Annotated in this window: 9 protein-coding genes and 1 pseudogene; 5 read left to right on the top strand and 5 right to left on the bottom strand. The window is 70.6% G+C overall.

Translation table 11 applies throughout. The annotated features are described in order from the left end of the window. The first annotated feature begins 114 nt into the window (after window positions 1-114). Window positions 115-1,755 (top strand): sensor histidine kinase, encoded by a 1,641-nt coding sequence (locus tag JRI60_RS53240; protein WP_239470466.1) that lies wholly within the window; start codon window positions 115-117, stop codon window positions 1,753-1,755. A 78-nt stretch (window positions 1,756-1,833) separates the two neighbouring features. Here the strand turns inward: JRI60_RS53240 and JRI60_RS11935 are convergent, their stop codons facing one another. The 4 genes from JRI60_RS11935 to alaS all read right to left on the bottom strand — a co-directional run bounded on the left by JRI60_RS11935 (window position 1,834) and on the right by alaS (window position 8,788). Further along, a complete protein-coding gene (locus JRI60_RS11935; RefSeq protein WP_239470467.1) occupies window positions 1,834-2,463 on the bottom strand; it encodes an outer membrane beta-barrel protein in 630 nt (209 codons plus the stop codon). A 159-nt stretch (window positions 2,464-2,622) separates the two neighbouring features. Further along, window positions 2,623-5,421: an Hsp70 family protein gene (locus JRI60_RS11940; RefSeq protein ID WP_204225975.1), complete on the bottom strand. Its 2,799-nt coding sequence runs from the start codon at window positions 5,419-5,421 to the stop codon at window positions 2,623-2,625. Between the two features lie 26 nt (window positions 5,422-5,447). After that, window positions 5,448-6,098 (bottom strand): hypothetical protein, encoded by a 651-nt coding sequence (locus JRI60_RS11945; protein ID WP_204225976.1) that lies wholly within the window; start codon window positions 6,096-6,098, stop codon window positions 5,448-5,450. After that, window positions 6,095-8,788, bottom strand: a complete 2,694-nt coding sequence (gene alaS / locus JRI60_RS11950) for an alanine--tRNA ligase (protein WP_204225977.1) — start codon at window positions 8,786-8,788, stop codon at window positions 6,095-6,097. The genes JRI60_RS11945 and alaS overlap by 4 nt, the downstream gene beginning before the upstream one ends. Before the next feature lie 71 nt (window positions 8,789-8,859). Between alaS and JRI60_RS11955 the strand changes: the two genes are divergently transcribed. The 4 genes and pseudogenes from JRI60_RS11955 to JRI60_RS11970 all read left to right on the top strand — a co-directional run bounded on the left by JRI60_RS11955 (window position 8,860) and on the right by JRI60_RS11970 (window position 11,680). Then, entirely contained in the window at window positions 8,860-9,606 is a 747-nt protein-coding gene (locus JRI60_RS11955; protein WP_204225978.1) for a HEAT repeat domain-containing protein, read from the top strand. Window positions 9,607-9,759: 153 nt separating this feature from the next. Continuing rightward, complete coding sequence (locus JRI60_RS11960) at window positions 9,760-10,419, top strand: HEAT repeat domain-containing protein (RefSeq protein ID WP_343213400.1); 660 nt, start codon at window positions 9,760-9,762, stop codon at window positions 10,417-10,419. Window positions 10,420-10,731: 312 nt separating this feature from the next. Continuing rightward, a pseudogene (locus tag JRI60_RS55085) lies at window positions 10,732-11,013 on the top strand (hypothetical protein); the annotation flags it as partial. 136 nt (window positions 11,014-11,149) lie between these two features. After that, a complete protein-coding gene (locus JRI60_RS11970; protein WP_239470468.1) occupies window positions 11,150-11,680 on the top strand; it encodes a double-CXXCG motif protein in 531 nt (176 codons plus the stop codon). Here the strand turns inward: JRI60_RS11970 and JRI60_RS11975 are convergent. After that, complete coding sequence (locus tag JRI60_RS11975) at window positions 11,677-14,628, bottom strand: helicase C-terminal domain-containing protein (RefSeq protein WP_204225982.1); 2,952 nt, start codon at window positions 14,626-14,628, stop codon at window positions 11,677-11,679. The two genes, JRI60_RS11970 and JRI60_RS11975, sit on opposite strands and share 4 nt — an antisense overlap. Between the last annotated feature and the right edge of the window lie 248 nt (window positions 14,629-14,876).

Genomic DNA, 14,876 nt, shown 5'->3' on the forward strand with positions numbered 1-14,876 from the left:
CCGCTGTGTTCCGAAAAGCCCCCCTGAGGTATGGGGGCCCCGGGACCAGGGTGCGGTCAGGAGGGTGGGTGTGAGCCGGTGGATGTCCGGCGGTCCGTCCGAGAGGCCAACCCGATGACTGTGCGTGCCAGGGTACTGCTGTTCGCGTCGGTAGCCGTGGGACTCGTCGTGGTGGTGGGAGGCGCGCTGTTCGCCTTGTCCATCCAGGGGCGACGGAGCACCGAGCAGATCTTCTCCATGCAGGAGCAGCACTCCCTCTACGGGAAGCTGAACGGGGACGAGGTCTCCGTTCCCCACGCGCTGATCGACGCGCGGGAGCGGGGACAGGACCTGGGAGAGGTGCTCGCGCGGGAGGAGCGGCGGGTCGAGGCGGACTTCGAGCGACTGCGCGAGCTGGTGCGGCAGGAGGTGGGGCCCGAGGCCCTGCCGGAGGAGCTCGCGCGCATCGACGCGGTCCGGGCGGCGCACCTGGGGTGGATGCGGTGGACGGAAGCGCGTGTGCGGGCGGCTCCAGCGGGGGCCGTGGACCAGGTGCTGCACGGAACGCTCGATGCCTTCCACGCGGAGGTGATTCCGCACCTGGAGAAGGCCTGGGAGGCCAAGCGCGCCCAGGTGGCGCGGCACAAGTACGTGCGGCTCGAGACGCTGCGCTTCACCCAGTTCCTCGGGGTCGTCGTTCCCCTGGTGGCCCTGATTGTCGTGTTCGGGCTGGCGGCCACCATCCTCGTCGCCCTGCACCGCTCGTCGAGGGAGCTGCTGCGGGGCGCCGAGCGCATCGGGCGGGGCGACTTCACGACCGAGCTGCCCGTGAGGGGGCAGGACGAGTACAGCATGCTGGCGCGGGCCTTCAACCGGATGGCCGCCGAGCTGCGTGACACCGTGCGGCAGAAGGAGTGGCTCGCCAAGGCGGAGGCCGAGTCCTCCGAGCGGGAGATGCGGCGCTACAACGCCTTGCTGGAGGAGACCGTGCGCCAGCGCACCGCCGAGCTGGAGGAGGCCAATGGCCAGCTCCTCTTCGCCGACCGGCTGGCGACCGTCGGCCAGCTCGCCGCGAGCGTGGGCCATGAAATCAACAACCCGCTGGCCTTCATCCTGGGCAATCTCGGCTACGTGAGGGAGGAGCTGGGCCGTCAGGGCACTCCCTCCTCGCTGGAGCGCGAGGAGTGGTTGGAGGCGCTCGCGGAGGCGCAGGAGGGGGCCGAGCGGGTGCGCCTGCTGGTGCAGGATCTCAAGCTGCTCTCGCGTGCGGACGACGCGGGGAGCGAAGCGGTGGACCTGGGCGCGGTACTGCGGAGCGCGTCGAAGATGGCGGCGCATGAGATCCGCCTCCGCGCGCGGCTGGTGATGCAGTCGGAAGGCGTGCCCCGGGTGCACGGCAATGCCGCGCGGTTGTGCCAGGTGTTCCTCAACCTGCTCCTCAACGCGGCCCACGCCATCACCCCGGGAGCGGTGGAGCGCAATGAGATCCGGCTGATCGCCCGGCGAGGGGAGGGCTCACGCGTCCTCGTGGAGGTGTCCGACACGGGCTGTGGGATTCCTCCGGAGAACCTGGAGCGCATCTTCCGTCCGTTCTTCACCACCAAGCCGGCGGGCGTGGGAAGCGGGCTGGGCCTGTCGGTCTGCCACCGCATCATCACCGCGCACGGTGGAGACCTCTCCGTGGAGAGCGAGCCGGGCCGTGGCACCACCTTCCGCGTGTCCCTGCCGGTCCACTCCGCCGAGCAGCCCTCTGCACCCGCGCCCCTGGTGGCATGAGGGACGAGAAAGCCCCGCCGCACCTCGGCTCGCGAGGTGGGGCGGGGCGCGTCTTCGGGGTGCTCGACGCCGGGCGGGCTAGAAGCGGCCACCCACCATCAGACCGAAGTTGACCAGGTTGCCGCTGGTGTCACCATCCGGATCGGCCGTGTCCGCGAACTCCTCGCCGAAGAGGACGCGGTACGTGGCGCGCGCGCCCGCGTAGATGCTCTCGCTGAAGCGGTAGTCCAGGCCCGCCGCGAGCGGTACCTCCTCGATGAAGTCGTTGTCGTAGAGGGAGTCCGCGCCGTCGGTGGCGTTGATGTAGCTCAAGCCGACGCCCGCTCCCACGTACGGCCGCAGCTTGTCGTCCATCACGAGCGGGCCGGCCTTGGCCAGCACGCCGACGTTGTAGCGGTACAGGGCCTGCTCGTCTCCGACGCGCACGTCGTCGATGGGCAGGCGCTGGCCCTCGATGCCGCCCTCGAGGCCGATGAGGCGCCAGGGCTGGGCCGCGGCCGTTATTCCGAGCAGCGGGCCCGGGGCCGTCCGGTCGCCCGAGTCACCGGTCAGGCCACCCACGCCCACGCGGACGTCCACGCCCACCTTGGTCTGGTTCTCGTCGTACTTGAGCTCCTGGCCCACGCGCGTGGCATCGACGGCCGCGAACGCCGAGCCAGCGGTGCACAGGGCCACCAACGCGAAACCACCCATCCACGAACGCCTCATCTCGTCCTCCCATCATTTCGACACTGGGTGTCTGCTGGACGAAATCTGGCCATTCGTCCGGAATGAGAAGGTCTGAGCCCCGTCGGGGCTCGGGTGCTCGTGCGCGACTCGGGCGTGACGTGGGCCGCTCGCAGGGCCCCTCGCTCCCCGGGGCGGTGCTCAGCGGCGTCCGAAGAGCTTGCGCAGGCCGGAGAGGAGCCCACCCGGACGATTCCCGGGCTCGCCCTCCAGCGGAGAGCGGGAGATGACGGCCTCCAGCTCCGCGTCCTCGGGCATGTCCGCCGCGAGGGTGACGGAGTGGCGCTTCACGCCGGGCAGGGTGGCCGCCAGCGACAGGGTGCCGTCCTGCGAGAGGCTGAAGTGCACCTCGGCCTCGCCGGGGCGCTCGATGGAGAAGGAGAGGGTGCCGAGGTACTCGTTCTCCGCGGCCACCGGCGAAGGCCCCTGGAAGAGCGCGAGCACGAGCGGCCCGGGCGTGATGGGGAGGACGAGCGTCTTCTCCGCGGGGAGGCGGGTGTTGCGCTCCAGGACGCGGCGCAGCGTGCCCCCGCGCTCGGCCACGCCGATGGGGACGGAGAGCACCTCGGAGACGGTGGCGCCGGGCTTGCCCGCCTCCGCGTCGAGGATGCCCTGGCCCAGCAGCGCCGCGCCGAGCGCCGCGGAGTGGGTGGCCTCCACGTCCGCGCGCACGGGCACGCCCAGGCTCTCCTCCAGCCGGCGGCGCACCAGCGGCGAGCGGCCCTGGCCCCCGAGCAGCAGCACCTCGTCGAGCCCCTGCGGCGTGAGCGCGCTGGACTCGAGCACCTGGCGCACGACGAGGGTGATGCGCTGCACGAGGTCCGCGGTGAGGGCCTCCAGGCGCTCCCGGTCGAGGGAGAACGGGGGCAGGCCGCCCGGGAGGGGAACGGAGACCTGCTCCTGCTCGCTGAGGGCCACCTTGGCGGCCTCGGCGGCGGTGAACAGCGGGCTCCAGTCGGAGGGGTGCTCGGGGCGCGGGACGCCCTGGGCCTGGAGATCGCTGGCGATGGCCTCGGCGATGCGCGCGTCGAAGTCCATGCCGCCCACGGTGGGGTCTCCTCCGGTGGTGATGACCTCGAGGTCGTCTCCGGTGAGCTGGACGACGGACACGTCGAGCCCGCCACCGCCCAGCTCCACCACGAGGATGCGCTTGCGGGCGAGCCCCCGCTCATGGCCGAAGGCGAGCGCCGCGGCCGAGGGGGCGTTGAGGATGCGCAGGACGTTGAGCCCGGCGAGCGTGCCCGCCTCGCGCATGGCGGCGCGCTGCCGGTCGTCGAAGTGGGCGGGGACGCAGAGGACGGCCCGCGTGGCCTCGTGGCCGAGGAAGGTGGCGGCGGCGGACTTGAGCTCGCGCAGGAGCCGGGCGGCGAGCTCGGGCAGGAGGTGGCTCTGGCCGCGGAGCTCGATGCTGGCGTCACCGCGCGGGCCGGCGACGATGGAGAAGGGCAGGGGGCCGCCGAGCGCGCGCACCAGGGGCGAACGGGCGCGCAACCCGAGGAACCGGCGGAGCCCATGGGCGGCGTGACGCGGAGCGCGCTCGGCCTCGGTTCGCGCCGCGGTGCCCACGAGGAGCTGGCCCGTCTCGTCGATGGCGACGAGCGAGGGGAGCGATGGGGTCTCGCCAAGGGTGATGAGCTGGAGCCGACCCAGATGGTGCACGGCGACACGCGCGCCCGAGGTGCCGAGGTCGATGCCGAGCACCACCTCGGGATGGGTGACCGTCACGGGAGGGGAGACGGCCACATCGAGAATGGCGCGCCGACGGCCCTTGAACTCCGGCGAGGGCGGACGGCGGAGCTCCTCGGGGAGGGGCTCGGTGGGCGCGGGCGTCTCACGGGCGGCGGGAGGCGCGATGGGCTCCGCCGTGACGGGAGCGGATGGTGCCGGTGTCTCGGTGACGGGCTCCTCTCGTGCGGAGGGCGGGACGGCGGGCTCCGCCGTGGTGGGCACGGGCGGTGCCGGTGTCTCGACGACGGACGGCTCCGCCGGAGCGGGAGCCGTCGGTGCCGGTGCGATGGAAACGGGTAGTTCCGACTCCAGCGGGGAGATGAGCGAGGGCTCCAGGTCCTCGGGAGCAAGATGATCCAGGATGGCGTTGGCGATGAGATCCTGGGTCGTGGGTCGCGTGGATGCCTCGGGCGAGGGGCGCTCCGGGATCGCCGGGGCGGCAACCTCCGCGACGGTGGGCACCACGGATGCGGTGACCGGGACGCTCGCCGGTGCGAGGGCCTCGGGCGGCTCTGGGGGTGCAACTGGGGCCCGCTGCTCGATGGGAGCGGGAGGTCTCACCGCCGCCGGAGGAGGGGGCGCGGCCGGCTTCGGAGCAGGCGGGACCGCCTGCCGGGTTGGCACCGGGGCCGGATGCTTCGGAGGGGCGGCGCCGTTCTGTGACGGCGTGGCGGGTATGGCTGGCTTCGCCGCCGGCTTCGCGGCGGGCGTCGGGACCGGAGCCGCTGCCCTCGAAGCGGTGGCATCGGGCGCGGCCGGCTTCGGCGCCACGGGAGCGGCGGGGCGGGGCGGGTTCGCGGCCTGCTTGCGAAGCGCCTCCGCGGAGATGACGGGGCGCCCGCGCTTCGGCGCGGCCTGCTGGGGCTCATCCGCGCGTGGCTTCTCGGACGTGGGAGGAGTCTCGGTGCGGCGGGCCAGGATGCGGTCGATGAGCGCCTTGCTGTGCGCATCCAGGCGGACGAAGCGCACGGTCATGCCGGCGCGTGCGCCCTCGGTCTGCGCCTTCACCACCATGCCCTCGCCGCGCAGCAGGCGGCCTCCATCGGCCAGCACCAGCTCGAAGGCGAGCCCGGTGCCCTCGGGCTTGGGCGAGCGCGTGGCGATGAAGAGGCCCCCACGCGCGACGTTGGAGCCATACTTCTCGATGAAGTCCTCCTCCGTCGCGTACGGGAGGCGGATGCGCAGCGGGAGGAGCTTGGGCTCGACCGTCACCGTCCGTCACCGCCTCCAGGAGGGCCTCATTGCTGCAGAGGCAGGCGAACGTCCTCGCCGCTGCTGGTGGGCAGCAGGAGGGTGAGCCCGGGAGCGAGAGCGGACGGCGGCACCTCGAAGATGAGGACGATCGAGTCGCGCTGGTCCTGCTCCCACGTGCGGTTCAGCTTGCGCGTGCCGGCGAGGGTCTGGGCGTCCTGGGCGATGGGGTAGTCCTTTCCTGCCGCGTCCACCACGCGCGCCGTCGAGAACGCGACGTGCGCGGGTTGAGAGGGATCGGTGCCGACGTTCTGGGCGATGAGCTGCACGCGGAGGAAGAGTTCCTCGGTGGTGAGGCCCACCTTGCCCGAGCCGCGCAGCGAGTGCAGCGACTCGAGTCCGGTGAGCTTCACGGCGAGCGTGTCCGCGTGCACGGTCGGGTTGGTGGAGGGGAGGGCGAGTGTCTTCGCCTCCTCCTCCTCCTGGCCCGTGGCGAGCCCGGCGAGCCGCGCGTTGGGGTCGGTGCTGTTGTCCGAGGGCGGCCCGGAGGGAGCGCCGCCCTGGTTCACGCGATCCACCTCCTCGCGCAGCTTGGCGAGGGTGCGGTCCTCGGGGGGGGCGGGCTCCTCCTTCTTGCAGCCCTCGAGGAGGGCCGCCGCGCAGAGGAGCGCCGCGAGGCCACGGGCGGACGGGCTCATGAGAGGCTCGTTCCCTTGACCAGCTCGTAGAACTTGTCGAAGGCGGCGGGGATGCGCGAGGGGTCCTCGCCACCACCCTGGGCCAGGTCCGGCTTGCCACCGCCGCGGCCGTTGACCTCCTTGGCCATCTCCTTGAGCAGGTTGCCCGCGTGGATGCCCCGGGCCACCACGTCCTTGGTGGCCGCCACGAGCAGGACGACCTTGCCGTCCTTCTCTCCGCCGATGACGATCACCCCGGACTTGATGCGGTCGCGCAGCTGATCCGCCAGCCCGCGGAACACGTTCGGATCGGCCGGGTCCATCCGCGTGGCGAGCACCTTCATCCCGTTGATGTCGCGCGCCTGGTCGAGCAGATCCTTGCTGGAGCCGGCCTGTGCCTTCACGGCCACCTCCTCGATCTTCTTCTCCAGCTCCTTCATGCGCTTCTGCGTGCTCTCCACGCGCTTGACCAGGTCCTTGGGCGAGGTCTTCAGCAGCTCGGCGGCCTTCTTCAGCTCGCGCTCGGTCTCGCGCACGTACTGGAGCGCGCCCAGGCCGGTGACGGCGGTGACGCGCCGCACGCCCGAGGCCACGCCGGACTCGGAGAGCACCTTGAAGAGGCCGATGTCACCGCTGCGCCGCACGTGGGTGCCGCCGCACAGCTCGGTGGACTGCGGGTGCACGGTGACGACGCGCACCGTCTCGCCGTACTTCTCGCCGAACATGGCGACGGCGCCGGACTTCTTCGCCTCCTCCAGGTTCATGATGCGCGTCTGCGCCTCGGTGTTCTCGCGCACCCAGCCGTTGACCAGGTCTTCCACCTGCTCGAGCTGCTCGTGCGTCATGGGCGCGAAGTGCGAGAAGTCGAAGCGCAGGTAGTCCGGCGCCACCACGGAGCCGGCCTGCTTGACGTGCTCGCCGAGCACCATCTTGAGCGCCTTGTGCAGCAGGTGCGTGGCCGAGTGGTTGGCGCGGATGGACGAGCGCCGATCGCCGTCCACGCCCGCCTGCACCATGTCGCCGACCTTGAAGGTGCCCTGGGTCACCTTCACCTCGTGGACGATGAGGCCGGACACCGGACGCTGCGCGTCCTTCACCTGCGCCACCGCCTTGCCACCGTGGCCCACGATGCGGCCGGTGTCGCCCATCTGGCCGCCGGACTCGCCGTAGAAGGGCGTGCGGTCGAGCACCAGCTCCACCTCGTCACCCTCGCTGGCGTGCGTCACCTCGGCGCCGCCCTTGAGAATGGCGCGCACGGAGCCCTCGCCCTCGTGCCCCACGCCCTCGTAGCCGAGGAACTCGCTGGGGCCCAGCCGCTCGAGCAGCTGCTGGTAGATGGCGCCCACCGCCTTGTCACCGGAGCCGGCGAACTTGCCCCGCTTCGCCTCCTCCTCCATCTCCTTCTCGAAGCCCTCGAGGTCGGCCTCGTAACCACGCTCGCGGAGGATGATCTGCGTGAGGTCCCACGGGAAGCCATAGGTGCTGTGCAGGTCGAAGACCTTCTTTCCCTCGAGCACCTTCTCGCCGGACTTCTTCATCCGGGAGACTTCCTCGTCGATGAGCTTCATGCCGCGGCTGAGCGTGCGGCGGAAGCTCTCCTCCTCGTGGCGGGAGACCTCGAGGAGGAAGGTGCGGTTCTCGCGCAGCTCGGGGTAGGCATCACCCATGAGCTCGATGACGCGGTCCACGACCTTGAAGAAGAAGACCTCGTCCAGGCCCAGCAGCGAGCCGTGGCGGATGGCGCGGCGCATGATGCGGCGCAGGACGTAGCCGCGGCCCTCGTTGGAGGGCTGCACGCCATCGGCGACGAGGAAGGCGGTGGCGCGACTGTGGTCCGCGACCACGCGCATGGAGGCCCCGCCCTCCTGGGTGTAGGGCTTGCCGATCAGCTGGCTCACCGTGGACAGGATGCCCTGGAAGACGTCCGTGTCGTAGTTGGAGCGCTTGCCCTGGACGACGGCCGCGATGCGCTCGAGGCCCGCGCCCGTGTCGATGGACGGCTTGGGCAGCGGGATGAGCGGCGCGTCCTTCTCCTTGCGCTCGAACTGCATGAACACGAGGTTCCAGATCTCGAGCCACCGGTCGCAGTCACATGCCACGCCCTGACACGGACGGCCCGCGGCCTCCTCGACACAGGGGATGTCGTTGCCCTGGTGGAAGTGGATTTCCGAGCACGGACCGCACGGGCCGGTGTCGCCCATGGCCCAGAAGTTGTCCTTGTAGCCGAGCTTGAGGATGCGGTCGCGGGACACGCCCTGCTTGGCCCACAGCTCGAAGGCCTCCTCGTCCCAGGGGATGCCCCGCTCGCCGTTGAACACGGTGACGGCGAGCCGGTCCTTGGGCAGCCCGAGCGTCTTCGTCACGAACTCCCAGCCGTAGGCGATGGCCTCGGCCTTGAAGTAGTCGCCGAAGGAGAAGTTGCCGAGCATCTCGAAGAACGTGTGGTGGCGAGCGGTGTAGCCCACGTTGTCGAGGTCGTTGTGCTTGCCGCCGGCGCGCACGCACTTCTGCGAAGTGGTGGCGCGTGCGTAGTCGCGCTTCTCACGCCCGGTGAAGACGTCCTTGAACTGGACCATGCCCGCGTTGGTGAACAGCAGGGTCGGGTCGTTCTGGGGGACGAGGGAAGACGACGCGACGCGGCGGTGACCGCGCTCTTCGAAGAACTTGAGGAACGCCTCGCGAATCTGGGAGGCGGACAGGACAGAGGACATGGTGAGGGTATATGCCACAAGTGGTGGGTGCGCTGCGTTTCTTATGGACCGGGCTAGGATCGAAGCCTGACATGCGCTTCCCATCCCACCTTGTCGCCTGCTTCCTGCTTGTTCTCCCCATAACCGTCGTAGCCCAGACGAATCCCCAGACGGCCTCGCTCGGCCGGTTGCTGAGGAAGGGAGCCGAGCCCCCGCAGCGCATCCAGGCGGCCCGGGTGCTGGGAGAGTCGGAGGACCCGCAGGCGCTCCAGCCCCTGTGTGAGGGGCTCCAGGACCCGAGCGGGGAGGTGAGGGCGGCGGCGGCCGAGGCCCTGGGGAAGCTGGGCGAGGTGGGGGGCGTGGAGTGCCTGGAGGCTCGGAAGGAGGAGCCGGACGAGGCGGCCCAGGCGGCCATCACGGCGGCCCTGAAGACGCTGCGCGAGCTGAAGGCACGGCCCGCGCGTCTGTACGTGATGCTCAACGGGGTGAAGGACGCGACGGGGACGGTGCCTCCGGAGTGGGTGAAGGCCACCGAGGCGCGGATGCGGCGGAAGCTGACCCAGCTGGGCGCCCGGCTGGCCCCGGAGAAGGAGAGCGAGGCGGAGGCCCGGGGGGTGCTGAAGAAGGAGAAGATCCAGGGCTACCGGCTGATGGCGGAGATCCGCCCCGGACCCGATGGGGGGTTGAAGCTGTCGGTGATGTGCCTGCGCTACCCGGGCAAGCAGCTCATCGGGAACGTGGAGGTGCAGGCGTCCGGAGCGGAGCAGGGGGACATGCTGGAGGCGCTGGCGCCCCGGGCCATCGAGGAGGCCGCGAGCTCGTTCGGCTGGAAGAAGTGACGCCCCGCGGCGTGCCCGGGGGGGCGCTGTGTTCTTCGCGGACCGGGCTAGGATCGGTTCCCAGACATGCGGCGCCCGTTCTCGCTTATCGCTCTCTTTCTTCTCTCGTTGCCAGGGGCCGTCCTGGCCCAGGTGGACTCCCGGACAGCTTCCTTGAGCAAACAGCTCGGGAAGGGGACGGATCCCAAGCAGCGCTCACAGGCCGCGCTCGGTCTGGGGGCCTCGGATGATCCGGAGGCCCTGAAACCGCTGTGTGATGGGCTGAAGGATTCGAGTGAGCAGGTGCGGGCGGCCTCGGCCCAGGCGTTGGGGAAGCTGAAGGAGCTGGCCGGACTGGAGTGCCTCAAGGCCCGGAAGAGCGAGACGGATGCGGCGGCGCGGACGGCCATCCAGACCTCGCTCCAGGTGCTGCAGGATTTGAAGGCACGGGCACCGAAGCTCTACGTGCAGCTCGGTGGGGTGAAGGACAAGACGGGCCAGCTGCGGCCGGAGGTGGTGAAGGTCACCGAGGCGCGGATGCGACGGAAGCTGACCCAGGTGGGGGCGTTGCTGGCTCCGGCGAAGGAGAGCAAGGCGGCGGCGCAGGGCGTCCTGCGCAAGCACGGCATCCACGGCTACCGGCTGCAGACGGAGATCCACCCCACGGAGAGCGGGGGCCTGAAGGTGAAGGTGGTGTGCATCGGCTACCCGGACCAGGCGCTGCTGGGCGACGTGGAGGTCCAGGCGTCGGGAGCGAAGCCCGAGGAGCTGCTCAAGGTGCTGGCGCCCCGCATCATCGAGGATGCCGCGGATACGTTCGAGTGGGATACGTGAACGAGTCAGAGGGCTCCAAGTAGTCTGAACGGAGGCCCCTGGAGGAGCCACGTGTTCGCGAGTCTGCTGCTGCTACTACTCACGCAAATCCCATGCACGCCGGGTGAGACGACGACGGTGTGCCACTGCAAGGCGGGGATGTTCAGCGCGTGCGAGACGCTGATGCAGACCCACCCGAAGAAGGCGGCGGAGATTCTCGCGCAGCTGGAGAAGATCGCGGCGCTGGCCAAGGTGGTGGAGGAGGCCGGTCAGAAGGCGGAGGCGGCGATCGAGGCCGAGGCTGCCTCCGACTGTTCCGAGCCGAAGGAGTGCAAGGGGCAGTTGCACCACATCATCTCCAAGCCCATCGCCAAGGCGTTGGAGGAACACGGAACACTTCGCGGCCATTACAAACCACGCGACCCGCGCTTCGTCTCCCGGGCCGATGATGAGAAGGCCCACTGCGGCTATCAGGAGTGGCACCGGAAGGTGGACGCGGAGGTCATCAAATGGCTCGAGGGCAACGAAATGGCGACCCCGAAGCAGTTCGAGTCCTTCCTTCGGGAAATCTACAATCGGCCCTTGATGCGTGCGAGGTTCCCCAATGGCTTCTGAGTCGTCAGCCTCCCCACGCTTCTTTGTCCTGGAGAAGGGCGCGCTCGGGTCTCGTTACGATGTCGATGTCGAGAAGGTCGAGCCCATCAATCGCGAAGAGGGCGCTCATTGTCCGAGGTGCGGTGGCCCCATTGGAATGATGAGGTGGCTTCCCCCTTACCGCGTCGAGCTGATGTTGCACGGTGAGGAATTCGGGGACTTCATCGAAGCCCCGGGGCATTACCTTTTCATCTCCGAGCGGCTCGTCCAGGCTTTCAAGGAGGATGGACTCACGGGGCTGGAGGGCTTCCACCCAGTGGAGGTGGTACGGGTGCGCCGCAAGCGGCGAGGCCCCAAGTCCGCTCACGTGCCTTGCTACCTGGCCGTCACGGCCCGCTATGGCCGCGCTGCGGTGGATCTGGTGCGCAGCCGTATCCGTTATGCCGACGAGCCTCCCACGTGCGAGGAGTGCCGCAATGCGACCAAGAACGCCATCCATGGCTTCACTCTGGAGGCTGGTACCTGGCAGGGAGAGGACATCTTCCGTCCCCGGGGGCTGACTGGGCGTCTGGTCGTCTCCGAGCGCTTCGCGCGCTTCGTGGAGCGGCACGGGTTCACCAACATGGTCCTGATTCCTACCGAGGAACTCGTGTGGGACCCCTTGGAACTCGGGCCGCCACCCGGTTAGGCGCGCCGGATGAGCCCCATCTCTTCGATGGCCGCATAGAGACGCACGCGGGCCTCGGACCACGGGAGCAGCTCCACGCGGTAGCCGGCGAGCGCGTCCAGTATCAACTGCCGGTAGCTGGGGTGGCCGGGATCGGCGATGACGACCACGCCCCGGTCCCCGTGCGAGCGGATGAGCCGGCCCACGCCCTGGCGCAGCATCAGCAACGCCCGAGGCAGCCGGTAGTACAGGAATCCCAGGTGCGCGTTGCCTCCACGGGCCAGTGCTTCCTCGCGCGTGGCCACCAGCGGGCGGCTGGCGGGCTCCAGCGGCAGCTTGTCGATGAAGACGCACCCCACGCCCCGGCCGGGGATGTCCACGCCCTGCCAGAAGCTCTTCGTGCCCAGCAGCACCGTGCCGGTGTCCTTCTCCTGCCGCGCCGCAAGTGAGCGTCCGTGCCCCCGTGACTGCCGCATCACCTCGATACCCTGCGGCTCCAGCTTCGCCTTCACCTGGTCCGCTACGCGCTCCATCCGCCGCGTGGAGGCGAACAACCCCAGCACTCGCCCGCCCATCACCTGGGCAATCCCGGACACGCGCATCGCGGCCCAGTCGATGAACGCCTCCTCGTGCGCGCGGGGCGCGTCCGTCACCAGCACCACCAGCGCCTGCTTGCGCAGGTCGAAGGGCGTGGGCGCGCGCAGCAGCCGGGGTGGTGGAATCCCCTCGTTGCGCCCGTCCAGTCCCAGCCGGCCGAGCACGTACGGCATCCGCTCGGTGCCCGTGCTCAGCGTGGCCGAGGCCAGCACCAGGGCCCGCTTGTGCTGCGCGAAGTCCCTCGACACATAGGCCGCCACGTTCACCGGCTGCGCGAGCAGGCTCCAGCGCTGCTTGCGAGGCACCGCCGTGGCCGCGTAGCACCGGCCCTCCGAGGGGTCGTCGGACAGCTCCGACGCCAGCGTCGTCAGCTCCTGCACCTCCGAGACGGCGCCCGCCAGCTCCCGCTCCAGCGGCGGAATCTTCACCGCGAGGTCCGGCAACACCTCCGCCAGCCCCACCGTCAGCAGCTTGTGCAGCGACTGGAGGCACTCGCGCACCTCCACCAGTCCCTCGCGCACCGGCTCCCACGCGGCGGAGGCCCGCACCTCGCCCGTGATGCGCAGCTCCGGCGCGTAGGCGGACTCGTCCGCGTCCTCCGAGGCGCTCGTGGCGGCCGGCTCGCACAGCCCCACCACGTGCTCGCCCAGGGCCCGCGAGGCCGCGCCCACCGAGAGCAGGGAGCTCTCCACCTCGCTCATCAGCACGCGGGCCTCCGCGCGCCGCGAGGCGAACAGCGCCCGCCTCAATTCCGCGAAGAGGCCGCGCCGCCCGTCGCGTCCATGCAGCCGCTCGGTGAGCCGGGAGAATGCCAGGTCCGACAGCTCCGAGGAGAGCGCGGTGGTGGCCACGTCCTCCACCTCGTGCGCCTCGTCGAGCACCAGGTGGTCCAGCTTCGGGTAGCGCAGGGGCCACGCGAAGGCGAGCGACTGGTTGATGACGAGCACGTCCGCGTCGCGCGCCTGGGCCACCGCCGAGTGGTAGTAGCAGCGGTGGTAATGCGGGCAGCGCTCGCCCAGCGTGGTGGCCGCCTCCGAGCGCACCGCCGGCGCCAGCGCGAGCAGCACGGGGAAGCGCTCGCGGAACCAGTGGCTCAGCCGGTCGAGGTCTCCCTCGCGGCCGCGTCGCATCAGGGCGCGCAGGTAGGCGCGGGGGGCCCGGGCGGCGTGGCTCATGCCGGGCTCCACGCGGGTGATGTCGAGCGCGCGGCGGCGGCAGAGGTAGTTCGTCTGGCCCTTGAGGAGCGCGTACGAGAAGGCGCCCTCGGTGGCGCGGTGCAGGCGGGGCAGGTCCTTCTCGATGAGCTGGTCCTGCAGCGTCTTGGTATGCGGGGCCACGCCCACCTTGCGCCCGTTGCGAGCGGCGAAGAGGGCCGCGGGCGTCAGGTACGCCAGCGACTTGCCCGTGCCCGTGCCGGCCTCCACCGCGAGCTGCCCGCCCTCGGAGAGCGTGCGCGCCACGGCCTGGGCCATCTCGAGCTGCGCGGGCCGGGCCGCGAAGCCCTCCTGCGCGCGCTCCAATGCGCCTCCAGGGCCGAGCAGCGCCGACACCTCCTCGGCGCGGACGGGCTCCACCGGAGTGTCCTCTTCCGGCTCGGGGGGCGGCTTCGTGCCGTTGGTCCGCAGGTGCTCGGGGCGGCCGGGGAGGAAGCCCGTGGCCTCCAGCTTCAGAGGGGCGGAGTGTCTCCGGCACAGGTTCCACAGGCCAGTGAGCACCGAGACGAGGGGCCTCGCCTCCGGGTCGATATCTCCCTCCAGATCCTCCAGCCCTGCCTCGCCGGCCTCTATCTGCGCGAGCCGCAGCGAGGCGCGCGGATCCAACGTCTCCAGCAGGTCGGCGAGGTCATCGGCGCGCCCGTCGCGGATGCAGCCCTCCATGGCGTGCACCAGCACGGCGTGGGTGGCCTCGCAGTCCGTCATGGCGCGGTGCCGCGAGCGAGGGCCCTTGCCGGCCCAGCGCAGCAGGGCCTCCAGCGAGTGGCTGGACAGCTCCGGGTGCAGGTAGTGCATCAGCTCGCACGAGTCGAGCACCGGGGCGCGGATGGGGCCCAGCAGGTCCGGGAGGAAGCCCTTCTCGAAGGAGGCGTTGTGCGCCACCACCGTCCAGCCGGCGAGCAACTTGCGCAGCTCGGGCACCTTCTGCGCGAGCCGGGGCTGGCCGGCGAGCATCGCGTCCTCGATGCCCGTGAGGCGGCGGATGGTGAGGGGCAGGGGGCGCGAGGCGGAGAAGAAGTGGACGTACTTGTCCACGACCCGACCGTTCTCGACGAAGAGGGCGCCGAGCTCGATGACCTCGTCGACGCGCGGATCCAACCCCGTCGTCTCGAGGTCCAGGAACACGTGTCGGGTGAAGAGTTCCGCCGCGCCGCCCATGGGGAAGGAGGGCCAAGCCTAGCCGTCTTCGGGCGTCATGCCGAGAAACCGGGCGTCCGGGGTCTGATGGGGCGGGACAGTCTCCCTGGAGGACGCCGGAACGGAACGGGTGAGCAGGAGTTTCCGCTCGTGGACTTCACGCGGGGAGAGGGCGTGGTTCACCGGCCGCACCCGTGGCGGCGCGGACACACGCCCAAGGGCGTCCGACCGCTCGGCGCCGCGAACCGACCGTTCGGCGTGGAGGCCCT

The organism is Archangium violaceum (genome assembly GCF_016887565.1).
In the GTDB taxonomy this organism is placed as follows: Bacteria; Myxococcota; Myxococcia; order Myxococcales; family Myxococcaceae; genus Archangium; species Archangium violaceum_B.